This is a genomic window from Oceaniglobus indicus (assembly GCF_002751875.1).
GTDB lineage: Bacteria > Pseudomonadota > Alphaproteobacteria > Rhodobacterales > Rhodobacteraceae > Oceaniglobus > Oceaniglobus indicus.
The window spans coordinates 413,450-437,960 of the sequence record NZ_NMZM01000001.1 but is presented as its reverse complement, the minus strand read 5'-3'; the positions used below and the strand labels follow the sequence as shown (position 1 = coordinate 437,960).

General features: G+C 65.6%; 27 protein-coding genes. 23 read left to right on the top strand and 4 right to left on the bottom strand.

Annotation, left to right across the window (positions count from 1 at the left end):
- The first annotated feature begins 9 nt into the window (after positions 1–9).
- The 23 genes from fabD (at position 10) to cysE (ending at position 20,013) form a co-directional block, all read left to right on the top strand.
- The gene (gene fabD, locus CFP68_RS02045; RefSeq protein WP_099823923.1) at positions 10–936 is read left to right on the top strand and encodes an ACP S-malonyltransferase; all 927 of its coding nucleotides are present in this window, start codon (positions 10–12) and stop codon (positions 934–936) included.
- A gap of 74 nt (positions 937–1,010) precedes the next feature.
- A complete protein-coding gene (fabG, locus tag CFP68_RS02040) occupies positions 1,011–1,748 on the top strand; it encodes a 3-oxoacyl-[acyl-carrier-protein] reductase (RefSeq protein WP_099823920.1) in 738 nt (245 codons plus the stop codon).
- 180 nt (positions 1,749–1,928) lie between these two features.
- Positions 1,929–2,162: an acyl carrier protein gene (locus tag CFP68_RS02035; RefSeq protein WP_099823917.1), complete on the top strand. Its 234-nt coding sequence runs from the start codon at positions 1,929–1,931 to the stop codon at positions 2,160–2,162.
- A 250-nt stretch (positions 2,163–2,412) separates the two neighbouring features.
- Complete coding sequence (gene fabF, locus CFP68_RS02030; RefSeq protein ID WP_099823915.1) at positions 2,413–3,675, top strand: beta-ketoacyl-ACP synthase II; 1,263 nt, start codon at positions 2,413–2,415, stop codon at positions 3,673–3,675.
- Positions 3,675–4,832: an endolytic transglycosylase MltG gene (gene mltG, locus CFP68_RS02025; RefSeq protein WP_099823913.1), complete on the top strand. Its 1,158-nt coding sequence runs from the start codon at positions 3,675–3,677 to the stop codon at positions 4,830–4,832. The genes fabF and mltG overlap by 1 nt, the downstream gene beginning before the upstream one ends.
- Positions 4,833–5,050: 218 nt before the next feature.
- Positions 5,051–5,404, top strand: a complete 354-nt coding sequence (locus tag CFP68_RS02020; protein WP_099823911.1) for a hypothetical protein — start codon at positions 5,051–5,053, stop codon at positions 5,402–5,404.
- Positions 5,295–6,674, top strand: coding sequence for a terminase large subunit domain-containing protein (locus CFP68_RS02015; RefSeq protein ID WP_099823909.1), 1,380 nt, complete (start codon positions 5,295–5,297; stop codon positions 6,672–6,674). Before CFP68_RS02020 ends, CFP68_RS02015 begins: the two co-directional genes overlap by 110 nt.
- 168 nt (positions 6,675–6,842) lie before the next feature.
- On the top strand, positions 6,843–8,012 hold the full coding sequence (locus CFP68_RS02010) for a phage portal protein (protein ID WP_099823907.1): 1,170 nt from the start codon (positions 6,843–6,845) through the stop codon (positions 8,010–8,012).
- Between the two features lie 5 nt (positions 8,013–8,017).
- Entirely contained in the window at positions 8,018–8,560 is a 543-nt protein-coding gene (locus CFP68_RS02005) for an HK97 family phage prohead protease (protein ID WP_099823904.1), read from the top strand.
- A 32-nt stretch (positions 8,561–8,592) separates the two neighbouring features.
- Positions 8,593–9,771 carry a phage major capsid protein gene (locus CFP68_RS02000; RefSeq protein WP_099823902.1) on the top strand — a complete coding sequence of 393 codons (1,179 nt, stop codon included), beginning with the start codon at positions 8,593–8,595 and terminating at the stop codon, positions 9,769–9,771.
- A 170-nt stretch (positions 9,772–9,941) separates the two neighbouring features.
- Positions 9,942–10,523 (top strand): head-tail connector protein, encoded by a 582-nt coding sequence (locus CFP68_RS01995; RefSeq protein ID WP_099823900.1) that lies wholly within the window; start codon positions 9,942–9,944, stop codon positions 10,521–10,523.
- A 26-nt stretch (positions 10,524–10,549) separates the two neighbouring features.
- Entirely contained in the window at positions 10,550–10,858 is a 309-nt protein-coding gene (locus tag CFP68_RS01990) for a head-tail adaptor protein (RefSeq protein ID WP_241523913.1), read from the top strand.
- Positions 10,855–11,265 carry a DUF3168 domain-containing protein gene (locus CFP68_RS01985; protein ID WP_099823895.1) on the top strand — a complete coding sequence of 137 codons (411 nt, stop codon included), beginning with the start codon at positions 10,855–10,857 and terminating at the stop codon, positions 11,263–11,265. Before CFP68_RS01990 ends, CFP68_RS01985 begins: the two co-directional genes overlap by 4 nt.
- Before the next feature lie 26 nt (positions 11,266–11,291).
- Positions 11,292–11,705 (top strand): phage major tail protein, TP901-1 family, encoded by a 414-nt coding sequence (locus CFP68_RS01980; protein ID WP_099823893.1) that lies wholly within the window; start codon positions 11,292–11,294, stop codon positions 11,703–11,705.
- Positions 11,702–12,040, top strand: a complete 339-nt coding sequence (locus CFP68_RS01975) for a gene transfer agent family protein (RefSeq protein ID WP_099823891.1) — start codon at positions 11,702–11,704, stop codon at positions 12,038–12,040. The genes CFP68_RS01980 and CFP68_RS01975 overlap by 4 nt, the downstream gene beginning before the upstream one ends.
- Positions 12,027–12,254 (top strand): rcc01693 family protein, encoded by a 228-nt coding sequence (locus CFP68_RS01970; RefSeq protein WP_099823889.1) that lies wholly within the window; start codon positions 12,027–12,029, stop codon positions 12,252–12,254. Before CFP68_RS01975 ends, CFP68_RS01970 begins: the two co-directional genes overlap by 14 nt.
- Positions 12,232–12,891 (top strand): phage tail tape measure protein, encoded by a 660-nt coding sequence (locus CFP68_RS01965; protein WP_099823886.1) that lies wholly within the window; start codon positions 12,232–12,234, stop codon positions 12,889–12,891. The genes CFP68_RS01970 and CFP68_RS01965 overlap by 23 nt, the downstream gene beginning before the upstream one ends.
- Before the next feature lie 10 nt (positions 12,892–12,901).
- Entirely contained in the window at positions 12,902–13,534 is a 633-nt protein-coding gene (locus CFP68_RS01960; protein WP_099823884.1) for a DUF2460 domain-containing protein, read from the top strand.
- On the top strand, positions 13,534–14,421 hold the full coding sequence (locus tag CFP68_RS01955; RefSeq protein WP_099823882.1) for a DUF2163 domain-containing protein: 888 nt from the start codon (positions 13,534–13,536) through the stop codon (positions 14,419–14,421). Before CFP68_RS01960 ends, CFP68_RS01955 begins: the two co-directional genes overlap by 1 nt.
- On the top strand, positions 14,418–14,846 hold the full coding sequence (locus CFP68_RS01950; protein ID WP_099823880.1) for an NlpC/P60 family protein: 429 nt from the start codon (positions 14,418–14,420) through the stop codon (positions 14,844–14,846). The genes CFP68_RS01955 and CFP68_RS01950 overlap by 4 nt, the downstream gene beginning before the upstream one ends.
- Before the next feature lie 99 nt (positions 14,847–14,945).
- Positions 14,946–18,851, top strand: a complete 3,906-nt coding sequence (locus CFP68_RS01945) for a baseplate multidomain protein megatron (RefSeq protein WP_099823878.1) — start codon at positions 14,946–14,948, stop codon at positions 18,849–18,851.
- Positions 18,838–19,131, top strand: coding sequence for a DUF7742 family protein (locus CFP68_RS01940; protein WP_099823876.1), 294 nt, complete (start codon positions 18,838–18,840; stop codon positions 19,129–19,131). The genes CFP68_RS01945 and CFP68_RS01940 overlap by 14 nt, the downstream gene beginning before the upstream one ends.
- Positions 19,132–19,203: 72 nt before the next feature.
- Entirely contained in the window at positions 19,204–20,013 is an 810-nt protein-coding gene (cysE, locus tag CFP68_RS01935) for a serine O-acetyltransferase (RefSeq protein ID WP_099823874.1), read from the top strand.
- 6 nt (positions 20,014–20,019) lie between these two features.
- Here cysE and CFP68_RS01930 read toward each other — a convergent pair whose 3' ends face one another.
- The 4 genes from CFP68_RS01930 to CFP68_RS01915 form a co-directional block, all read right to left on the bottom strand.
- Complete coding sequence (locus CFP68_RS01930) at positions 20,020–20,322, bottom strand: FtsB family cell division protein (protein WP_099823872.1); 303 nt, start codon at positions 20,320–20,322, stop codon at positions 20,020–20,022.
- 146 nt (positions 20,323–20,468) lie between these two features.
- Positions 20,469–21,398, bottom strand: a complete 930-nt coding sequence (locus CFP68_RS01925) for a class I fructose-bisphosphate aldolase (protein ID WP_099823870.1) — start codon at positions 21,396–21,398, stop codon at positions 20,469–20,471.
- A 141-nt stretch (positions 21,399–21,539) separates the two neighbouring features.
- The gene (locus CFP68_RS01920) at positions 21,540–23,165 is read right to left on the bottom strand and encodes a hypothetical protein (protein ID WP_099823868.1); all 1,626 of its coding nucleotides are present in this window, start codon (positions 23,163–23,165) and stop codon (positions 21,540–21,542) included.
- Between the two features lie 88 nt (positions 23,166–23,253).
- Positions 23,254–24,450 carry a phosphoglycerate kinase gene (locus CFP68_RS01915; RefSeq protein ID WP_099823866.1) on the bottom strand — a complete coding sequence of 399 codons (1,197 nt, stop codon included), beginning with the start codon at positions 24,448–24,450 and terminating at the stop codon, positions 23,254–23,256.
- Positions 24,451–24,511 lie beyond the last annotated feature (61 nt).

Genomic DNA, 24,511 nt, shown 5'->3' with positions numbered 1-24,511 from the left:
ACCGCAGACATGAGCCGAGCATTCGTTTTCCCGGGGCAGGGCGCCCAGACCATCGGAATGGGCCGCAACCTGGCCGAGACCTATCCCGCCGCCCGGGCCGTGTTCGACGAGGTTGACGAGGCGCTTGGCGAGAATCTGTCGGGTCTGATCTGGGACGGCGCGGCCGAGGATCTGACCCTGACGGCCAACGCGCAACCGGCGCTGATGGCGACATCGCTGGCCGCCATGCGCGCACTGGAGGCCGAGGGCTTTGCCGTGACGGATGCGGCCTTTGTCGCCGGTCATTCGCTGGGCGAATATTCCGCCCTTGCAGCGGCCGGCGCGCTGAGCGTCGCCGACGCCGCGCGTCTGCTGCGCGCCCGCGGTGCCGCCATGCAGGCCGCAGTCCCGGTCGGTGTGGGCGCGATGGCGGCGATCCTGGGGCTGGATCTTGCGGCCGTGCGCGCCGTGGCGGCCGAGGCGGCAGGCGATCAGGTCTGCACCGCCGCCAACGACAACGATCCCGCACAGGTGGTGATTTCCGGCCACGTCGAGGCGGTGGCCCGCGCCGTCGATATCGCCAAGGCGAAGGGGGCAAAGCGGGCGGTCATGCTGCCGGTGTCGGCCCCGTTCCACTGTCCGCTGATGGCGCCCGCCGCCGACGCCATGGCCGAGCGTCTGGGAGCGGTCGATCTGGTGGCGCCGAAGGTGCCGCTGATGGCGAACGTCACGGCCGCCCCGGTCAGCGATCCCGACGAGATCCGCCGCCTGCTGATCGCGCAGATCACCGGCGCGGTGCGGTGGCGTGAAAGCGTCGAGGCGATGGTGGCCGCCGGTGTCGACGAGATATGGGAGATCGGCGCGGGCAAGGCGTTGACGGGAATGGTCCGCCGCATTGCGCGCGACGTGACCCTGGCGAATGTCGCCACCCCGGCCGATGTGGCCGCCCGCCTCTAGCGGGCCGGGCAACGGCGACGCACCGGGACGGCGCGAATCGTCCGACAGGAATTGAAACGGAACAAGGGGGTCGCATGTTCGATCTGACTGGAAAATGCGCGTTGGTGACGGGGGCTTCTGGCGGGCTTGGCAGCGCGATCGCACGCGCGCTGCATGGCGCCGGCGCCACGGTGGGCCTGTCTGGCACGCGGGTCGAGCCGCTGAAGGCGCTGGCCGAAGACCTGGGCGAGCGGGCCCATGTCCTGCCCTGCGATCTGTCGGATCGCGCCGCGCTGGAAGCCTTGCCGAAACAGGCGATCGAGGCGATGGGATCGCTGGACATCCTGGTCAACAACGCCGGAATCACCCGTGACGGGCTGATGATGCGGATGGGCGATGATCAATGGGATCAGGTGCTTGAGGTCAATCTGGGTGCGGCGATGCGACTGTCGCGCGGTGCGCTGCGGGGCATGATGAAGGCGCGCTGGGGGCGGATCGTCAACATCTCGTCCATCGTCGGGGCCACCGGCAATCCCGGACAGGCGAACTATGCCGCCGCCAAGGCCGGACTGGTCGGATTTTCCAAATCGCTGGCGGCCGAGGTGGCAAGCCGCGGCATTACCGTGAACGCGGTTGCGCCGGGGTTCATCACCACCGCGATGACCGATGTGCTGAAGGACGATCAGAAAACCGCGTTGCTGGCCAACGTGCCCGCCGGACGCATGGGCGAACCCGATGAAATCGCCGCGGCGGTTCTGTATCTGGCCAGTCCCGAAGCGGGATATGTCACCGGTGCGACCTTGCATGTGAATGGCGGAATGGCCATGCTGTAGGCGCGTTTGCCCGCTCTGGCGTTTCCATTTGCCTTCGCAAAACGATATGCTATGAGCGGCGCACGAATTTGGGGGGTGCCGCTTGGCGAACCCACGGGAACCTGCCATATGGTAGGGGATAAGAGGCCTTGAAGGTCGAAACGACAACGGGGCCACCCCCGAGGAACAAGAGGAAATGACATGAGCGACACCGCTGATCGCGTAAGAAAGATCGTCGTCGAGCATTTGGGCGTCGAAGAGGACAAGGTGACCGAGAACGCTTCGTTCATCGATGATCTGGGCGCAGACAGCCTCGACACGGTCGAACTGGTCATGGCGTTCGAGGAAGAGTTCGGGATCGAGATCCCCGACGATGCCGCGGAAACGATCCAGACCTTCGGCGACGCCGTGAAATTCATTTCCGAAGCCCAGTAAGCTTGGGAGAGCGCCGGTCTTTCGCACCGGCCCAGACGATTGCGGCACCTTCCCACGAAGGTGCCGTTTTGTGTTTCAGGACGGATTTCAGCGGAAAACGCGCGGAAATCGGCGCCCCGGACGATGCGCTGCTTTACCTTGGCCCCGCCCGGCGTTACATCCTCGCAACCCCCGGTGGTCCCAAGGGGCGGGCGCGGATTGGACCGGCCCGGCCCGAAAATCACCGACGAACAGGCACGAGGACGAACGTATGCGGCGAGTAGTTGTCACCGGATTGGGCATGGTCACCCCCCTGGCAAGCGGGGTCGAGGAAACGTGGAGCCGGCTTCTGGCCGGCCAATCGGGTGCGGGCACGATCAAGCGGTTCGATGCCAGCGGTCTTGGCACGAACTATGCCTGTGAAGTGCCGTTGGGCGATGGCAGCGACGGCACCTTCGACGCCGACCGCTGGATGGAACCCAAGGAACAGCGCAAGGTCGACGACTTCATCCTTTACGGCATGGCCGCGGCGGTTCAGGCGGTCGAGGATTCCGGCTGGAAGCCCGAGTCCGCGCAGGATTTCGAGCGCACCGGCGTGATGATCGGATCGGGCATCGGCGGATTGCAGTCGATTGCCGAAACCGCCGTGCTGATCAAGGAACGCGGCCCGCGCCGGGTGTCGCCATTCTTCATTCCGGGTGCGTTGATCAACCTGGTCAGCGGCCAGGTTTCGATCCGGTACGGCTTCAAGGGGCCGAACCACGCGGTTGTCACAGCCTGTTCGACAGGCGCGCACGCCATCGGCGATGCGGCCCGCCTGATCCAGTGGGGCGACGCCGACGTGATGGTTGCGGGCGGTGCGGAATCGCCGATTTCGGAAATCGGGATCGCCGGGTTCAACGCCTGCAAGGCGCTCAGCACCAAGCGCGGTGACGATCCGCAGGCCGCGTCGCGCCCATGGGACAAGGACCGCGACGGTTTTGTCATGGGTGAAGGCGCGGGTGTCGTCGTTCTGGAGGAATACGAACACGCTGTGGCGCGGGGAGCCAAGATCTATGCCGAGGTGATCGGTTACGGTCTGTCGGGCGATGCGCACCACATCACCGCGCCGCCCCCTGACCACGAAGGGGCCGAGCGCGCCATGCGCGCCGCCGTCGCGCGGGCCGGGGTGGACGTGGCCGAGATCGGATATATCAACGCCCACGGCACCAGCACCATGGCCGACACCATCGAGTTGGGCGCGGTCGAGCGCCTGCTGGGCAAGGCGGCGGGGGGCGCGACGATGTCATCGACCAAGTCCGCCACCGGGCACCTGTTGGGCGCGGCTGGCGCGATCGAGGCGATCTTCAGCATCCTCGCGATCCGCGACAACGTGGCGCCGCCGACCCTGAACCTTGACGATCTCGACGCTGACACCGTCATGGATCTGGCGCCGCACAAGAAGGTCGAGCGCGACATCGACGTGGTTCTGTCGAACTCGTTCGGATTTGGCGGCACCAATGCCGCCCTCATCATGCGGCGGGTCACCGGCTGATGTGGCGCCACATCGCCTCGAATGCTCTGTCGTTGATGATCGTCGGCCTGATCGCGATCGGCGGTTTCGTGGCATGGGCGCAATCGCAGTATTCTTCGCCCGGCCCGTTGGCCCAGGCGATCTGTCTGCGGGTCGAGCCGGGATCGAACATGGCGCGGGTGTCACGGACGCTGGCCGATGAGGGCGCGATTTCCAGCCCGCAGATCTTTCGCGTCGGTGCGGATTACACCGACAAGGCGCAGGAGTTGAAGGCCGGCAGCTTCCTGGTGCCGGAAGGCGCATCAATGGCCGAGATCGTCGATATCGTGACGCGCGGCGGTGCCTCGACCTGCGGCACGGCGGTGGTTCTGAACATCGGCGTGACCTCGGTGATGATGCGGGTGCGCGAGTTGGACCCGGCGACCAACCGTTTCGACATCAAGGCCGAGTTCGATCCGGTGGCCGATATGGCTGAGCCCGAGGAATACGTGGCCGTGCGCGACCGTCCCGACACGCGGTTTTCCATCGCGATGGCCGAAGGCGTGACCAGCTGGCAGGTGGTCGAGGGTTTGAAGGCCGCCGATTTCCTGACCGGCGAGGTGGCCGAGGTGCCCGCCGAGGGAACGCTGGCGCCCGACAGCTATGAGGTGACGCCGGGAGCCGACCGAGCCGAGTTGATCGCCAAGATGGAGGCGGCACAAGCGGCGCGCCTGGCCGAAGCCTGGCGCAACCGCGCCAACGATCTGCCGGTGTCCACGCCCGAGGAGGCGTTGATCCTTGCGTCGCTGATCGAGAAGGAGACCGGCGTTCCGGAGGAGCGCGGCGAGGTGGCGGCAGTGTTCACCAATCGTCTGCGGCAGGGGATGCGGTTGCAGACCGATCCGACCGTCATCTATGGCATCACGCGCGGACAGGGTGTGCTGGGACGCGGTTTGCGGCGCAGCGAGCTGGATCGTGAAACGCCCTATAACACCTATCGCATCGACGGCTTGCCGCCGACGCCCATCGCCAATCCGGGCCTTGCCAGCATTCAGGCCGCGTTGAATCCGGTCGACAGCGAATACCTGTTCTTCGTGGCCGACGGCACCGGCGGGCATGCGTTTGCGCGCACCCTGCAGGAGCATAACGAGAACGTGGCGCGGTGGCGCCGGATCGAGGCCGAGCGCGCCAACCAATAGCCAGCGCATTGGTCCGGTTGAGGAAATCTTAACCGGACCGGGCGGTGGGTGTTGCACGTCAGGGTTGAAATCCTTGACTTTGCCTCTGCCTTTCGGTAAACATCTCCCTACAGCCAGACGACATTGCGAGAGCGACCATGGGCCCCTGACCGGGGAACGCGGTCGCTTTTTTTGTGTCTCACCGGACGGGGGATCCTTGAGAGACGGAAAACAAGTGCATGGCAATAGACCAGACGGACGGTGCGGCGCCGACATCCCATTCGCTGTTGCGGGAGGCTCAGGCCCATTACGCCGCGGCGTTGGAGGACATGGTGACGCTGCGGCAATACCTGAAGGATGCGGACATCCTGCCGGAAGTGGAAATGAAGCGGGTGATCGGAAATTACGCCCGCGCCACCCAGACGCTTTTTGACGAAAGGAAAAAGCTTGAAGAGCTCGACAAGCGCAACAAGGGCATCGTCCATGAGCACGCCATCGACTTCGACGCCCTGCGCGTTGAGATCGGGAGCCGCCTGGATCGGCTCCGCGCCGTTGCAGGTCCAGTCGGCGTTTCTGCAGAGCCTGACAGATGAGATGATCCTGGGGCTGCCCTATCTGTTCGACTTCTGGGCAATGGAACATCAGCTGCCGCCCGCGGGCGATTGGCGCACCTGGGTCGTGATGGGCGGGCGCGGCGCGGGCAAGACGCGGGCGGGCGCCGAATGGGTGCGCGCCCAGGTCGAAGGCGCGCGGCCGCTGGATCCGGGGCGGTGCAAACGCATCGCTTTGGTCGGCGAGACGCAGGACCAGGTGCGCGAGGTGATGATTTTCGGTGAATCAGGCATCCTGGCCTGTTCACCACCGGATCGACGCCCGGCGTGGGAAGCGGGGCGCAAGCGGCTGGTCTGGCCCAACGGGGCGACGGCGCAGGTGTTTTCGGCCCATGAGCCCGAGGCATTGCGCGGGCCGCAGTTCGACGGCGCCTGGGTGGACGAGTTGGCCAAGTGGAAACGCGGCGAGGAGGCCTGGGACATGCTGCAATTCGCGCTGCGTCTGGGCGACGATCCGCGGCAATGCGTGACGACGACACCCAAGAACGTGGCGGTGCTGAAGTCGATCCTTGGCAATCCGTCGACGGTTCTGACCCATGCGCCGACCCAGGCGAACCGGGCCAATCTGGCGCGATCGTTCCTGGACGAGGTGATGGCGCGCTATGCCGACACACGGCTGGGCCGTCAGGAGTTGGACGGACTGTTGCTGGAGGACGCCGAGGGCGCGTTGTGGACGCCCGAGATGCTACGCGGCTGCAAGGTAAACGAGACACCGGCCGTTTCGCGCATCGTCGTGGCGGTCGATCCGCCGGTGACGGGACACAAGGGAAGCGACGCCTGCGGCATCGTCGTGGTTGGCGCGATCATGGAGGGCGAGCCGAAGGATTGGCGGGCCGTGGTTCTGGAGGACGCCAGCGTTTCGGCGGCGTCGCCCGATACATGGGCCCGGGCCGCGGTTGCGGCGGCGCACAGATGGCGGGCCGAACGTCTGGTGGCCGAGGTCAACCAGGGCGGCGATCTGGTCGAGGCGGTCGTGCGGCAGGTGGATCCGTTGATGTCGTATCGCGGGGTCCATGCGTCGAAAGGCAAGGTCGCGCGGGCTGAACCGGTTGCGGCGCTGTATGAACAGGGGCGCGTGGCGCATGTGTCGGGTCTGGGCGCGCTGGAGGACCAGATGTGCCTGATGACGCAGGCCGGATTCCAGGGCAGGGGCAGCCCCGACCGGGTCGATGCCCTGGTGTGGGCGCTGCACGATCTGATCCTTGATCCCGGCGCGGCGCGGTTGCATCCGAAGGTGCGCAGCCTGAGATAACGGATTGGGGCGTGCGGGTCTGTGGCTGACCCCGCCCCGATTGGGCCCCCCTTTCCGTCCGGGCAAGGGGGGCCGGGACTTCCGACGGTGTTGAAATGACGAGAAGCGGTTTGGCCTGTCGGGCTGTGCCGTCTGTCTGCATGGGCGATTTGGGCTGAGGAGCGCGATATGGTGTTTGATTTTCTGAAACGATCCGCCGGCCCGGAGGCGGTCAAGGCGTCGGCCAGCGGCCCGGTGATCGCTTACGGGGCGGCGGGGCGGCCGGTGTGGTCGGCGCGCGATTCCGTGTCGTTGGTCAAGTCGGGGTTCACGGGCAATCCGGTGGGATTTCGCTGTGTGCGGTTGATTTCCGAAGCGGCGGCGGCGTTGCCGCTGGTCTTGCAGGACGCCGAGCGGCGATATGACGTGCATCCGCTGTTGTCGCTGATTTCGCGGCCCAACGCGGGGCAGGGACGGGCCGAGTTGTTCGAGGCGTTGTTCGGGCAGATCCTGTTGTCGGGCAACGGGTATGTCGAGGCGGTGGGCGAGGGCGGTCTGCCGGTGGAATTGCATGTGCTGCGGTCGGACCGCATGAAGCTGGTGCCCGGTGCCGATGGCTGGCCCGTGGCCTATGAGTATTCGGTCGGCGGCAAGGGGCACCGGTTCGTGATTGCCGACGGCGTTTCGCCGGTCTGCCACATCAAGAGCTTCCATCCCCAGGACGACCATTACGGGCTGTCGCCCATGCAGGCTGCGGCGCAGGCGCTGGACGTTCACACGGCGGCGTCGCGGTGGAGCAAGGCGTTGCTGGACAATGCCGCGCGGCCGTCAGGGGCCATCGTCTATCGCGGGCTGGACGGGCAGGGCACTTTGTCGGCGGACCAGTATGACCGGCTTTTGTCCGAGATGGAAAGCCACCATCAGGGCGCGCGCAACGCGGGCCGCCCGATGCTGCTGGAAGGTGGTCTGGACTGGAAACCCATGGGATTTTCGCCCTCGGACATGGAGTTCCAGAAGACCAAGGAGGCGGCGGCGCGCGAGATCGCGCTGGCCTTCGGGGTGCCGCCGATGCTGTTGGGGATACCGGGCGACGCGACCTATGCCAATTACGCCGAGGCGCACCGCGCGTTCTTCCGCCTGACGGTTCTGCCTTTGGCGGAACGGGTTTGCGGGGCGCTGTCGCATTGGCTGACCGGATTTTCGGGCGAGGCGGTCGAGCTGCGCTGTGATCTGGACCGGGTGCCGGCCCTGGCGGGCGAGCGGGATCAGCAATGGGCGCGGGTGGCGGGCGCCGATTTCCTGACGGACGCGGAAAAACGCGCGCTTCTGGGGTTGCCGAAGCGGGAGGAAGAGGAGTGAGCGGATTGGATCTTGAAACGAAGTTCTGCGGTCTGGGCGGCGAGGTCACGGTGGTCGATGGGTCGGTGATCGAAGGCTATGCCTCGTTGTTCGGGGCCTGCGATCAGGGCGGCGACGTGGTTGCGGCGGGGGCTTACGGCGCATCGCTGGCGGCGCTGGCGACGCGCAACGCCAAGGTCAAGATGCTGTGGCAGCATGACCCGGCCCAGCCCATCGGTGTCTGGGACGAGGTGCGCGAGGACGCGCGCGGCCTTTACGTCAAGGGGCGCATCCTGGCCGACGTGGAGAAGGGCCGCGAGGCGATTTCGCTGATCGGGGCGGGCGCCATCGACGGGCTGTCGATCGGATACCGCACGAAGAAGGCGACGAAGGACGGCAAGGGCCAGCGGCACTTGCACGAGTTGGAGCTTTGGGAGGTGTCGTTGGTGACGTTCCCGATGCTTCCCGAGGCGCGGGTGGGGGCCAAGGGGGACGACCCCGCCGCGCATCCCCTGCGGGGGCTGGCCGCAGCCGTCAACAAGGCGCGGGCCGACCTGACGCGGGGCTGATCCCGCACCACACCACCAAGACAGGACCAGTGATGGAAAAGACCCAGACAAAGTCGGGGATCGGGGAAGATCTGCCCGAAACCGAAGTGGCCCGCGCGCTGAGCGGGCTGGTCGCCGACCTGAAGCAGTTTCAGGCCGGTATCGAGACGAAACTGAAACGCAACGAGGAGCGCGTGAATATGCTGGATCGCAAGACATTGATGGCGGGTCGTCCCGCCTTGGCCCGCACGGCCGATACCGAAGCCCCGCATCAGAAGGCGTTCGAGGCTTACGTTCGTTCGGGGGACGATGATGCCCTGCGCGGTCTGGAGATCGAGGGCAAGTCGCTGAACACCGCCGTGGCGGGTGACGGCGGCTATCTGGTCGATCCGCAGACCAGCGACATGGTGCAATCTGTCCTGCGGTCCACCGCGTCGATCCGGGCCATCGCCAACGTCGTGAACGTCGAGGCGACGTCCTATGACGTCCTGATCGACACCACCGACATCGGTGCCGGCTGGTCGTCGGAAACAGGCGGCCAGGCCGAAACCGGCACACCGACCATCGACCGCATCGTGATCCCGCTTCACGAGCTGTCGGCGCTGCCGAAGGCGTCGCAGCGCCTGCTGGACGATGCGGCGTTCGACATCGAGGGCTGGCTGGCCGGGCGGATCGCCGACAAGTTCGCACGCTCGGAAGCGGCCGCGTTCGTCAACGGCAACGGTGTGGACAAGCCGCGCGGCTTTCTGAACCATGCCAAGGTCGACGACGCATCCTGGGTGTGGGACACGCTGGGCTATGTCGCGACGGGGGCGGACGGTGGCTTTGCCGATGCCGATGCGCTGGTCGATCTGGTCTATGCGCTGGGGGCACAGTATCGCGCCAACGCCCGGTTCGTGATGAACAGCAAGACGGCCGGCGTCGTTCGCAAGCTGAAGGATGCCGATGGCCGCTTCCTGTGGTCCGATGGCCTGGCCGCCGGTGAGCCCGCGCGCCTGCTGGGCCACGGCGTCGTCATCGCCGAAGACATGCCCGACATTGCGGCCGGTGCATTCGCGATCGCATTCGGTGATTTTGGCGCCGGCTATACCATTGCCGAACGTCCCGACCTGCGGATCCTGCGCGACCCGTTCAGCGCCAAGCCCCATGTCCTGTTCTATGCGACCAAGCGCGTCGGTGGCGACGTCAGCGATTTCGCGGCGATCAAGCTGCTGAAATTCGCCACGTCGTAAACTGATTGGATCCGGTCCGACGCTGCGCCTGTCGGACCGGTGATTTGGGCGCGCATCACGCGAATTGTGCTGTCTGGCTGATCCCCTCCGTTCGGGTGGTGCAGTGGCGCGCGTCCATCTTCGGCCCTTCGTTCGGGTCCGGCGTGGGGGTCGATTTTCGGAGAAACGCGATGAATCTGGTCGAAAAGACTGCAATACCGACTGAAATGCTGCCGATCGCTGGATTTCGCGATCATCTGCGCCTTGGAACGGGGTTTGGCGACGACGGCTTGCAGGATCCGGTCCTGGAAAGCTGTCTGCGGGCCGCCCTGGCCAGTTGCGAGGCGTATTGCGCCAAGGCGATCCTGGCGCGCGAGTTCCTGCTGACGATTGCCGAATGGCGCGATCTGTCACGGCTGGTTTTGCCGCTGGCGCCGGTCGTCGCCGTGACCCGGCTGGCGATCTTCGATCGGGCGGGTCATGAGGCTGTGGTTCCCGCCGAGGGCTATCGCTTGATCCGCGACGACCACCGGCCGCTGCTGATCTCTGCTGGCTATTCCTTGCCTCGGATCCCGCTGGCGGGGCGTGCCGAAGTCGGCTTCAGCGCGGGATATGCCGCCTTTTCGCAGGTGCCGGCGGACATGGCAAAAGCGGTCTTGATGCTGACTGCTTCTTTTTACGAGGCGCGCGACGGCGGCGAAGCGGGGATGCCCGACGCGGTTGTGATGCTGTTGTCACGGCATCGCCCCATGCGTCTTGGGGGACGGTCGTGATGGGCGGCGTTGTTCTGAACCGGCGGATGACGCTGGAGACCCTCCAACGCGTGCCGGACGGCGCGGGCGGGCATCAGGGCATATGGACTCCGCTTGGCCAGATCTGGGCCAGCGTTCGGCCCGGCACCGGTCGCGAGACGAGCGGCCAGGATGTGGCGTTGTCGCGTCTTGGTGTGCGGATCACGGTGCGCGGTGCGGTTCAGGGGGCGCCTTCGCGCCCGCGCGCGGGGCAGCGATTTCGCGAAGGCGGGCGCCTGTTCGTCATCGATGCGGTCAGTGAAACGCAAGACGGCAGATTCCTGACCTGCAACGCCCACGAGGAGCTTGCGATATGAGCTATGCGACATCGAACGCCGTTCAGATTGCCCTGTTTCAAAGGCTGTCCGGCGATCCCGGCTTGTCGGATCTCGTCGGGTCGGAAGTTTATGACGCGGTGCCGCCCGGCGTGCCGCCCGCCGTCTATGTGACCCTGGGCGAAGAAGACGTGCGCGACCGGTCCGACGGTGACAGCGGCGGTGCGCTGCATGATGTGACGATCAGCGTCGTTTCCGATGCCCCCGGCTTTTCCCGTGCGAAATCCGCCGCCGTGGCGATCAGCGACGCGATCCTGGCGCCCGGCCTGACCCTGGAGCGGGGGCGCGTCGTCGGACTTTGGTTTCTCAAGGCGCGTGCGCGGCGGATCCGGGGTGGCGATCAGCGGCGGATCGACCTGCGGTTTCGCATCCAGACCCAAGACATCTGAACAATTCAACGAACGGAGTGAGCGACATGGCTGCACAGAACGGCAAGGATCTTCTTCTTAAGCTGGACCTTACGGGGGACGGGCAATTCGAAACCGTCGCGGGCCTGCGTGCGACACGGGTTTCATTCAACGCGGAAAGCGTCGATGTGACATCGCTGGAATCCGGCGGCGGATGGCGTGAGTTGCTGTCGGGGGCGGGCGTCAAATCGGCCTCGATCTCGGGGTCGGGCATCTTCAAGGACAGCGACACCGACCTGCGGGCGCGGCAGGTGTTCTTTGACGGGCTGACACCCGATTTCCAGGTCATCATTCCGGATTTCGGCACGGTTACCGGCCCGTTCCAGATCACATCGCTGGAATACGCCGGATCGCACAACGGCGAAGCCACCTATGAGATCGCCTTGGCCTCGGCCGGCGTGATGGACTTTGTTGCACTGTGAGCGCCGGTAACCCCTGGGCGGGCGAAGCCGCACTGGTCATCGATGGCAAGCGACAGATTGCCAAGCTGACACTGGGCGCGCTGGCCGAACTGGAGGCGTCGTTGGCAGCCGGCACGCTGGTCGAGCTTATCGAACGGTTCGAGCGAGGGCAGTTTTCGACGCGCGACGTGCTGACGCTGATCGTCGCGGGCCTGCGCGGCGGCGGCTGGCGTGGCACCACCGCCGATCTGCTGAGTGCGGACATCGGCGGTGGCCCGGTCGAGGCGGCGCGTGTGGCTGGTGTTCTGTTGGCTCGCGCGTTCGCCGTTCCGGGGGACCGCGATGGCGGGCTTTGACTGGCCCGGCCTGATGCGGGCCGGGATCCGCGGGCGGGGCCTGTCGCCGGACGCGTTCTGGGCCCTGACCCCGGCGGAACTGATGATGATGCTGGGCCGCGACGGGCCGGCACCGATGGGCCGTGCGGGACTTGACGCCCTGGCGGCGCGATTTCCGGACGCGGACCCGATGAGCAACGGAGTGGACGAACATGGACACGGACGAGATAGGTGATCTGGAAGATCAGATCCTGACGTTGGAGACGACGTTGGGCGGCGCAAGCGTGATCGCCGCCGCATTCGATACCGAAATGCGACGGATGCAATCCACGGTGGCCGATACCGGCCGCGAAGTCGCCGTGCTGAGCGGCGGCATCTCGCGTGGGTTGAAGCGGGCCTTCGACGGTTTGATCTTCGATGGGCTGAAGTTGTCTGACGCGCTGAAGGATGTGGCGACGTCGATGGTCGATGCCGCCTATGGCGCCGCCGTGCGACCCGTGGCGGGGCATTTCGGCGGGCTGTTGGCCGAAGGCGTCGAAAGCTTGGTCAACGGTCTGCTGCCCTTCAAGGATGGCGCGTCCTTCACCCAGGGTCGTGTGATGCCCTTCGCCAAGGGCGGCGTCGTATCCTCGCCGGTCACCTTCCCGATGCGCGGCGGCACGGGCCTGATGGGCGAAGCCGGGCCCGAGGCCATCATGCCGCTGTCGCGTGGCGCCGACGGGCGGCTGGGCGTTCGCGCGGCCGGAAATGCGGCGCCGATCAACGTGGTGATGAACATCACGACACCAGACGTACAGGGATTTCAACGCAGCCAGAGCCAGATCGCGGCACGCATGGGTCGCGCATTGGGCCAGGGACAACGCAACCGCTGAGGAGCACACGATGGAATTTCACGACATACGCTTTCCGGCAAACCTCAGCTTTGGGTCTGTCGGCGGTCCGGAACGGCGCACCGAGATCGTGACGCTGGCCAACGGCTTTGAAGAACGCAACACCCCTTGGGCCCATTCGCGCCGCCGCTATGACGCGGGGCTGGGCATGCGGTCGCTGGACGATATCGGCGCGCTGATCGCGTTCTTCGAGGCACGCCGCGCAAGGATGTTCGGGTTCCGCTGGAAGGACTGGGCAGATTTTAAGTCATGTCGGGCCAGTCATGAGCCCGATTACGGGGACCAGGTGATCGGCCATGGTGACGGGGTCACGACCACTTTCACCCTGCGCAAGACCTATGAAGCCGGTGACCATCCCTATGTGCGCCCCATCGCCAAGCCGGTCGCGGGCAGCGTCACCCTGGGACTTGAGGGGGATCTGTTGCGCCAGGGCGTGCATTTCGACTTGGATACGACCAGCGGACTGGTGACGCTTTATGAGGTGCCGCCGGACGGCGCCGAGATCACGGCGGGTTTCGAATTCGACGTGCCGGTGCGTTTCGATACCGACGAGATCCAGACATCGGTGGCCAGTTTCAAGGCAGGAACGGTGCCCAGCGTGCCAGTGGTCGAGGTGCGGATCTGATGGCGCTTTCCGCAGAGTTTCAGACCCACTTGGCAAGCGGGATCACGACGGTCTGTCGGTGCTGGCATGTGGCCCGGCCGGACGGCGAAAGCTATGGCTTCACGGATCACGACGGAAACCTGACCTTCGAGGGGATCGACTTTCTGGCCAATGGCGGGTTGTCGGCGCGCGCGCTCGAACAGACGACCGGACTTGCCGTGGACAACACCGAGGCGATCGGTGTTCTGTCGGACATGTCCGTCAGCGAGGCCGACATACTGGCCGGGCGGTTCGACGGTGCCGTGGTGCGCGCCTGGCTTGTGAATTGGCAGGACACCGGCCAGCGGGTCATGCAGTTCCGCGGGACGTTGGGCGAAATCACCCGCGCGGGCGGGGCGTTCCGGGCCGAGCTGCGCGGCCTGACCGAGGCGCTGAACCAGCCGCAGGGACGGATCTATCAGGCGCCCTGTGCTGCGGTTCTGGGCGATCGGCAGTGTCGTGTGGATCTGGATGCGCCCGGCTATTCGACGACGCTGGCGGTTGTCGAGGTCGACGGGCGCAAGACGTTCCGGTTTGCCGCGCTGGACGGCTTTGCGGATCGATGGTTCGAAAAGGGCCGGCTGATCGTGAAGACGGGCGCGGCAGCCGGGATCGTGTCGATCGTCAAGAATGACCGGCTGACGGGCACCGGGCGCGAGATCGAGATCTGGGAAGCGATCCGTGCCGACATTCGTCCGGGCGACATGATCCGGATCGAGGCGGGGTGTGACAAGCGGTTCGAGACGTGCCGCCTGAAGTTCAACAACCGCCTGAATTTCCGGGGTTTCCCCGATATCCCGGGAGAGGACTGGATGCTGGCCTATCCGAAACGCTCGGGCGACAATTCCGGCGGGAGCCTGAAGCGATGAGCGGCGCATTGGCGGTTGCGGCGGCGCGTGCCTGGATCGGCACCCCCTATTTGCACCAGGCGTCCTGCCAAGGGGCGGGCGCCGATTGTCTGGGTCTGATCCGCGGTGTCTGGCGCACGCTTCACGGCGCCGAACCCGAAGCGGTTCCGGCCTATACCCCGGATTGGTCCGAATCCGTCCAGGAAGAGCGTCTCTGGGCCAAGGCACGGGCGCATCTGATTGCACGCCCGATCGACGGCTTGGATTCCGGCGACGTGATCCTGTTCCGCATGCGCGCGGCCGGTGTCGCCAAGCACCTGGGCATTGTCGCGGACACCGGTGACGCCGCGACCTTCATCCATGCCTACAGCGGACATGGCGTGGTCGAGAGCCCGCTGAGCGCGCCCTGGCGCCGCCGCATCGTGGCGCGGTTCGCCTTTCCCTGAGGCGCGCCGTTCGTTCCGCATCATCGTCGTGCGCCTTCATCCGGCGCGCGATCACCACTGCGCGGGCAGCAGTCCCGTATTCCCATCACGGAGGCACTCATGGCCACTCTTGTTCTTTCCGCAATCGGCGCGGCGGCCGGGGCGTCCCTTGGGGGCGGTGTTCTGGGCCTGTCTTCTGTCGTCATCGGCCGGGCCGTCGGCGCCACCTTGGGCCGGGTCATCGACCAGAGCATCCTGGGCGCCGGCAGCCACGCGGTCGAGACCGGCAAGGTCGAGCGGTTTCGCCTGACCGGTGCCGGTGTCGGATCGCCCGTGGCGCAGGTTCACGGACGCACCCGGATCGGCGGACAGATCATCTGGGCCACGCAGTTTTCGGAGACGGCCACGACCACCGGTGGCGGCAAGGGCGCGCCCAGCACACCCAGCGTCACCAGCTATGCCTATTCGGTGTCCCTGGCCATTGCACTGTGCGAGGGCGAGATTTCCGGCATCGGCCGGGTCTGGATCGACGGCGCCGAAGCCACGCTGGAGGGGCTGACGCTGCGCGTGTATCCGGGCAGCGAGGATCAACTGTCGGACCCCAAGATCGAGGCCGTCGAAGGCCCCTACATGGCGCCGGGATACCGCGGCATCGCCTATGTGGTGATCGAAGACCTTGATCTGACGCCCTATGGCAACCGCGTGCCGCAGTTCAGCTTCGAGGTCATGCGCCCAGAACCCAAACCGGCCGACCATCCGCCCGAAGACCTGACGCACATGATCCGGGCGGTTTCGGTCATCCCGGGCACGGGGGAATACGCGCTGGCAACCACCCCTGTCTATTTCGAGCAGGAGCCCGGTGTCAGCAAGGCGATCAACGTCAATTCGCCCCTCGGGACCACCGACTTCGCCGTGTCCGTGGATGCGTTGCAGCGCGAGCTGCCGGCGTGCGACGCGGCCTCGCTGGTGGTGTCGTGGTTCGGTAACGATTTGCGGTGTTCGTTCTGCAGCGTGCGCCCGATGGTCGAGCAGGCAGAGTTCGATGTTCCGATGATGCCCTGGACCGTCAGCGGCGTCACGCGGGCGACGGCGGATTGTCTTCCGCAACAGGACGGCCGCCTCGTTTATGGCGGCACCCCCACCGATCAGTCGGTCGTCGAGGGGATCCGCGCGCTGACGGCCGCGGGCAAGGCTGTCACGTTCTATCCTTTCATCCTGATGACACAACTGGCGAACAACGGTCTGCCGGATCCCTACTCCGACGCTGGCGGTCAGCCGGTCCTGCCGTGGCGGGGACGCATCACGCTGAGCCACGCGCCGGGCCGGGTGGGCACGGTCGACCGGACGTTCGGTGCCGAGGTCGAGGTTCAGGCGTTCTTCGGTGCGGCGCAGGTATCGGATTTCACGGTGTCCAACGGGGTGGTGGTCTATTCGGGGCCTGCCGAGTTCAGCTATCGCCGGTTCATCCTGCATTATGCGCATCTGTGCGCCTTGGCGGGCGGTGTTTCGGCGTTTCTGATCGGGTCGGAATTGCGGGGTCTGACCCAGGTTCGCGGCGCCGATGACAGCTTTCCGGCGGTCGCGGCATTGCGCCGCTTGGCCGCGGACGTGCGCGCGATCCTGGGGCCGCAGGTGAAGATCAGCTATGCGGCGGATTGGACCGAGTATTTCGGGTACCATCCCCAGGATGGCACCGACAATGTCCATTTCCATCTTGATCCGCTGTGGGCCGATGCGAACGTCGACTTCATCGGTATCGACAACTACATGCCGCTGTCGGATTGGCGCGATGGCGACGACCATGCGGATGCGGCGTTCGGATCGATCTATGACCTGGATTACCTGAAGGCCAACGTGGCCGGAGGTGAAGGGTTTGATTGGTATTACCACGCCCCCGAGGCCGCCGCGGTCCAGCGCCGCACACCGATTACCGACGGCGCCCACGCGGAGCCTTGGGTTTTTCGCTACAAGGATCTGAGAAACTGGTGGTCGCGCGACCATCACGAACGCATCGACGGCGTGCGCAACGATACTCCAACGTCCTGGGTGCCGCAGAGCAAGCCGATCTGGTTCACCGAATACGGCTGTGCGGCGATCGACAAGGGGACGAACGAACCGAACAAGTTTCTCGATCCGAAATCCAGTGAATCCTCCCTGCCGAAACACTCGAACGGGCGGCGGGACGATTTCATGCAGATGCAATACCTGAGGGCGATCAACGAGTTCTACGGCGATGCGGCGAACAACCCTGTCTCCGACACCTATGGCGGCCCAATGGTCGACATGTCGCGCGCCCATGCGTGGGCCTGGGATGCGCGGCCCTATCCGTTTTTTCCCGGGAATACGGATCTCTGGAGCGACGGCGACAATTACGCCCGTGGTCATTGGTTGAACGGGCGGGTGACGGCGCGGGCGTTGTCGTCCGTGGTGCGCGAGATTTGTGCCACGTCGGGTGTGACGGATGTCGATGTCGACGCCCTGTGGGGTGTGGTGCGTGGGTACAACCTGGCCGAAAGCTCGGGCGCGCGGGCAAAGCTGCAGCCCCTGATGCTGGCCTATGGTTTTGACGCGATCGAACGTGACGGGCGGCTGGTGTTTCGAAGCCGGGACGGCAACATCGACAGCGTGATTGCAGAGGATCGTGTCGTCGCCAGCGATGACATGGAAGGCGATATCGAGTCGGTCCGATCCCCCGAAGCGGAAACGGTTGGTCGCTTGCGTCTCAACTATATCGCGGCGGACGGCGGGTTCGATGTGCAGGGCGCCGAGGCGATCTTTCCGGATGAACGCAGTGTCGCCGTGTCGCAATCCGAGTTTCCGCTGGTCCTGACCCGGACCGAAGCCGCGGCAATGGTGGAGCGCTGGCTGGCCGAGGCACGGGTGGCGCGGGATCGTCTTCGGTTTGCCTTGCCGCCGTCGCAGTTGAAGACCGGCGCCGGCGATGTCGTGGCGATCAGGGGCGGGCGATACCGCGTCGATCATGTCGAGCAATCGGGCAAGCAGTTGATCGAAGCGGTCCGGATCGAGCCCGAGCTGTATCTGCCCAGCGATGCCGTCGAAAGCACGGTGCGCTTGTCACCCTTCGTCGCACCGGTGCCGGTGCTACCGGTGTTCATGGATCTTCCGATCCTGCCCGGTAATGGTGTGGTCACGTCACCCTATCTGGCGGTCACGGCGCGCCCCTGGCCGGGCGTCGTTGCGGTTTACGATTCGCCGCTGGAGGAAGGCTATGCCCTCAACCGCCTGATCGGCGCGGCTGCCACGATCGGTGTCACCCAGACGCCGATGTTCCGCGCGCCCAGTGGGCTGATCGACCGAGGCGAGGATTTACAGGTGCGGTTGTTGGGAGGTGCGTTGCAGTCGGTGACCATGGCCCGATTGCTTGAGGGCGCCAATGCGATGGCAATCGGATCGGGCACCGATGACACCTGGGAAGTATTCCAGTTTGCCGAAGCGAACTTGGTCGATACCCGCACCTATCGCCTGTCGCAACGGTTGCGCGGTCAGGCGGGCACCGATGGGGTGATGCCCGATGAATGGCCGGTCGGAAGCCGGGTGGTGCTGCTGGATCCGGCCGTGGTGCAGATTGCGCTGGAACGCTCTGCGCTGGGCCTGGCGCGATACTATCGCGTGGGCACCGCCGCGCGGGCGGTGGATGATCCGGTCTATGTGCAAAGCCGTCGCGCATTCGATGGTGTGGGGCTGCGACCCTATGCGCCTGTTCATCTGAAGGTGCGGCGCGCGGCGGGGAATTTTCACATCGACTGGATCCGTCGCACCCGCATCGACGGCGACAGCTGGAACGCCCTCGAGGTGCCCTTGGGCGAGGACACGGAGTTGTATTCGGTGCGGATCACGCGCAACGGCGCGGTGTTGCGGGAAGAAACGGTGACGGCCCCCACATGGGTCTATAGCAACGCGCAGCGGCTTGCGGACGGTGCCGGAGACAATTTTGCGGTCGAGGTTGCGCAAGTCTCTCAGGCGTTTGGCAGTGGCCCGAGGGCGCGCACCGTTGTTTCCGTTTGAAACACCGTGGCTGGGGGATGCGGCGGCGATTGCCCGCGTGCTTTGCGCTGTCGGGCCGGCCCGGCGGGCGTGGGTTCTGGAACGGATGCTGCGCGAAGCGGGTCGCGCCGCCCATCACCGAAGGCGTCACCGGCGTGCGCATCCCCTGTGGGGCGACGGCAGCCTGATGGCCGCCGCGCTGCGCCGCCGGCCCGGCCCGGAACCGTCATTGGCCGATCCGGTCTTTTCCGCCGCGCTGGGCCTGGTTCTTGCGCGCCTGCACGCCGGGCCGGCGCCCTGACGTGTTTTTGGGTTGGGCATTTGCGCCACGAGCCTATATCAGGGTCAGTGTTTCAGCGGAAAGGGCACGCACATGGCCAAAGCGCACGAACAGGTCGCGGCCGTCGATCCGGTCTGGTCGCGGATCCGGACCGAGGCCGAGAAAAGCGTGGCACAGGAACCGCTGCTGGGCGGGCTGGTCCACACCAGTATCCTGCACCATTCCAACTTCGAGCACGCGCTTTGTTTTCGCATCTCGCTGAAGCTGGCCTCGGACGAGATGTCGGAACAGATCATGCGCGAAATCGCCGACGAGGCGTTCACGTCCGAACCCGGGTTGGGGCGGGCGGCACGCGCTGACCTGGTCGCGACGCTGGATCGTGATCCGGCCTGTCACCGACTGATGCAGCCGTTGCTGTTCTACAAGGGGTTCCAGGCGGTTCAGGCCTATCGGCTGGGACACTGGCTGTGGGATCAGGGGCGTTTCGATCTGGCCTATTACATCCAGGCCCGCACCAGCGAGGTGTTCGGCGTCGACATCCATCCCGCGGCGCGGATCGGGCAGGGGATCATGATCGACCACGCCCATTCCATCGTGATCGGTGAGACGGCCGTCGTTGGCGACAATGTCTCGATGCTGCATTCCGTGACGCTGGGCGGCACCGGCAAGGAAGATCACGACCGTCACCCCAAGATCGGCGACGGTGTTCTGATCGGCGCGGGTGCCAAGGTTCTGGGAAACATCCGGGTCGGTCACTGCTCGCGCATTGCGGCCGGGTCGGTCGTGCTTGAGGAGGTGCCGCCGATGAAAACGGTGGCGGGCGTGCCCGCACGCATCGTGGGCGAAGCGGGATGTTCGCAGCCTTCGATGATGATGAACCACCTGATCGGCGCCGCGGACTAGCCGCTGTCAGCGCAGAACGACCTCGTTCGCGCGCACCATGCCCAGGATATCGCGGGCCTGTTCATCCAGAAGGTCGAGATCGAGATAGGCGTCGGACAGCCGGCGCGTCTTGTTCTGCAATGCCGCCAGTTCCCGGTCGAGTTCGGCAAGATCGGCTTTCAGCACTTTTGCTTCGGCGTCGATCTGGACGCGGCGGAACAGGCCGAAATCGCCCTGAACACTGGCAAATGTGAAATAAACCCCCAACACGAATGCCAGGGCAAAATAGATTACGACGCCAATTTCCGGCCGTCCGCGCGATTGTGTCATGCCATGCCTCACTGCGCCTCTGCGGGCGGTTTCGACCAAGTCTGGCATATTTCAATGCGCGAGGGAATCACTTTCGAATCGGTGCCGTGCAGAAATCTGCATGTGATCGGGATCGGCGCACGCGGCCGATCCCGATCAAGGGTGGTTTATTCGGTGCCCTTGTAGATGTTCACCAGCTTGTCCAGCATCTTCAGTGCATCGTCGCGATCGCGCTGGAAGCTGTTGCGACCGATGATCGAGCCGTTGCCGCCGCCGTCGCGGATTGCGCGGGCGTCGTCGTACACCGAATCCTCGCCCTTCTTGGCACCGCCCGAGAAGACGATCAGGCGGCGTCCGTTGAATGACGACTGCACGCAATGGCGCACCCGTGCGGCCTGTGTCGCCACGTCGATCTGCTGTTCCTCATAGACCTTCTTGGCCTCGGGCAGCATGAGGTGGTCTGTGCCCAGCTTGATCTTGATGATATGCGCGCCAAGCAGGGCCGCCATGTGGGCGGCATAGGCGGCGACGTCGATCGCCGTCTCGCCTTCCTTGGAGATGCCTTCGCCGCGCGGATAGGACCAGATCACGGTCGCGATGCCCTTGGAGGCGGCTTCTTTCCGCATCGCCACGATTTCTTCCATCATGTCGATGCCGTTGTCGGACCCGGGATAGATCGTGAAGCCGATGGCGGCACAGCCAAGGCGCAGCGCGTCGTCGACCGAGGCAGTGACGGCCTGGTTCTTGCCGGCCGTGTTCGACATCAGCGAGTTGGCCGAGTTGACCTTGAGGATCGTCGGGATCTGCCCCGCGAAGGTGTCTGCTCCGGCTTCCAGCGGACCCAGTGGCGCGGCATAGGCGGACAGGCCCGCGTCGATGGCAAGCTGGTAATGATAGTGTGGATCATAGGCCGGCTCGTTCGGGGCAAAGCTGCGGGCGGGGCCGTGTTCGAACCCCTGGTCGACGGGCAGGATGATCATCTTGCCGGTGCCGCGCAGGCGCCCGTGCATCAGCATCTGGCAGAGCTTCCCCTTAACGCCGGGCGTCTCGCCCTCATAATTGGCGAGGATCTGTTTGACGATACGCGAGGTTTTCATGAAGGCTCCTTGAAGATGGCTGCGGTTGACCCCGTGCTAAGGTCTTGCACGAGGGGTGTCCATGTTGATGGCGCTAACAGTCGGAACACCCGGCGCGACGCGCCCGGATCGGCGCGATTTTGCCGCGTTTGTCAGGGCTTGTCAGGGTTTGGCGCCAAACCGCGCCGGCAGGTCCTGACCGATCCACGCCTCCATCGCCAAGGCCGCTGCTTCCTGTTCGGCCTCCGCCCACAGGGCCTTTCCCTCCGTGTCAGCCATGCGCACGCGTTCGTCGATCTGATCCAGGATGTCGGCGCTTTCGCCGTCGCCGGCGGCCGAGGCGAGAATGGCCCAGAGTGCGGCCACCGGATACGACCGGATGCGACCGATGCCCGACAGCCGCATCGCGGCCTCCTCGCGCATCAGCGCCACGCGTTGCAGGGCTTCGATGGGGTGCTGGACGTCGCCCACCACGTCCTTTTGCAGCCCGAGGATCCGTGCGAAGGGAAGCCGCGATTCAAGGCGGTCCAGCTGTACCGCCGCGCCGGTCTGGGATGCGGCGCCGGCGATCAGGGCATATCGATACGATGCTTCGGGATCGCGACTGTCCAAAGCGCGCGCGAGGGTCAGGGCCACGGCACCGTCGCCCGCCATTGCCAGCGGTTCGAGCAGCGCAAGACCGCGGTCGATGCTGCGCGGTGCGCCGACCCCGGTAACCAGGGCGGTGCCGACCGCAGCGCGCGCGCTGTCGTCCAGATCGCCCGCTCCGTCACCCAGTGCTTGCGCCAGCAGGCTGGCGGGCAGGGCCGCGCGGGCGCGCGCCGATGACAGCGACACCACCGGCTGAAGATCGGCGAAGACAAGGTGCGGATCGTCGGGATAGGCGTCGAAGTCGAGGAATACGGTGTCCAGCGGCGAAAAGCCGGTTTCGATGACGATCTTGCGCGGCTGGTTCAGGAAGGACGGGATCGCGGCGGTCAGGCTGTCGAGGAACGCCTGCTGGCTGGCACTCAGGGCGCTGGTGTCGCCTTCGGCTTCGGGATCGGCGGCGCGGCGATTGGCGCCGGCGATGGCGCCGCCCACCATGCCGCCGACAATCTGTGCGGCACTGGCGGGATCGGTGAACGGCGGCGGGATCTGGCCTTGCAACGCCTCCCAGCCGCCGAGATTCTCAAGCGTCAGCGCGGCCGAGCGGAGATAGACGACGGGTTTCGGATTTTCGACGTCCTCGCGCCCGTCCAGCGACAGGTAATCCAGATCGCCGGTCAGATCGATCGCGGCGAATCCGTCGATCCTGGCATAGACATGCACATCGGCGGACGCGCCGGCGATGTCGTATTCCAGATCGAATGTCAGGCGGGGCAGGTGGATCGCGTCCAGCCCGGTCAGCGCGAACATCTCTTGCGGTTCGGGCGGCAGGCAATCGACGGTGGCGGCAACGCCCATCGCCTGAACCTTGATCCGGATCAGATCGGGACGGTCCAGCGGCGCGGCGCGCACTTCAAGGCGGTCGGCCGTGATCTCGCAGGCGCCTTCGGTGTCATGGTCCAGCAGGGGCCAGGCGACGATATCACTGACGCTGGCCTGACCGATGCCGAGGTTGACCCCCATGGCGCCATATTTCAGGTCGATTTGCGTGCGCAGCGCCATGATCCCGGCCTGAAGGCCGCGCTGTACCAGGTATTCCGGCTTTAGCAGATCCCATAACGACGGTGCCGTCTGGGCGAACGAGATGTTGGGAAGGGAAAGGCACAGGGCCGTGGTGGCGAATATGACGCGCGTGGACATCGGGAAATTCCTTGATCGAATGCAACGCCTGCGATCAGACGCAATCCCCGACGCGAAATCAAGATCCGTGTGCGTCGCCGACCGTCTGCTATCTTTCGGGGTCCAGCGCCGCGACACCCGGCAACGTCTTGCCTTCCATCCATTCGAGGAACGCGCCCCCGGCGGAAGACACATAGGTGAAATCGCCGGCCGCATCGGCGCGGTTCAATGCCGCCACCGTGTCGCCGCCACCCGCCACGGCGATCAGGGCGTCGGCGCGTGCCAGTTCGGCGGCCTTCGCCGCGGCGGCATTGGTCGCCGCATCGAACGGTTCGATCTCGAACGCACCCAGCGGGCCGTTCCAGATCAGGGTCTTGGAGGAGTCAAAAATCCCGCAGATCCGTTCGACCGTTTCCGGCCCCGCGTCCAGGATCATCGCGTCGGGCGGGCAGGCGTCGGCGGCCACCGTTTCACTCTCGGCCCCCGCCTTGAATTCGCGCGCCACGACGACATCGGTGGGCAGAACGATCTGGCACGCTGCCTCTTCGGCCTTTTTCAGGATGTCGAGCGCGGTGTCCGTCATCTCGTGTTCGGCCAGCGACTTGCCAACGTCGATGCCCTGCGCCGCAAGGAAGGTGTTGGCCATGCCGCCACCGATCACAAGATGGTCGACCTTGCGCACGAGGTTGGCCAGCAGGTCCAGCTTGGTCGAAACCTTGGCGCCGCCGACCACCGCGACCACCGGGCGCTTTGGCTGGCCCAACGCCGCCTCGAGCGCCTTCAACTCGGCCGCCATCAGCCGGCCGGCACAGGATTTCAACAGCCGGGCGATCCCCTCGGTCGAGGCATGGGCGCGGTGGGCGGCGGAAAACGCGTCGTTGCAATAAACCTCGCCCAAGGCGGCCAGGGACGCCGCGAACTGCTTGTCGTTGGCTTCCTCGCCCGCGTGGAACCGGGTATTTTCCAGCAACAGAACCTCGCCGGCGGGCAGGGCGGCCACCGCGCGTTTCGCCGCGCCGCCGATGCAGTCGGACGCGAAATGCACCGGCACGCCGAACGCCTCGGCCAGCGCGGGCACCAGCGGTTCCAGCGACATTTCAGGCACCACCTTGCCCTTGGGACGCCCGAAATGCGCCATCAGCACCGGCTTGCCGCCTTTTGCCAGAATGTCGGCGATGGTCGGGGCGATGCGTTCGATGCGCGTGGCGTCGGTCACCCGCCCGTCTTCCATGGGCACGTTGATGTCCACGCGGGTCAGCACGATCTTGCCGTTCAGATCCATGTCGTCGAGGGATTTCCAGGCCATGTCGGGTGCTCCATGTTGTGTTTCCTCTCTTTGAGACCCCAAGTCCACGAGATCGTCAACC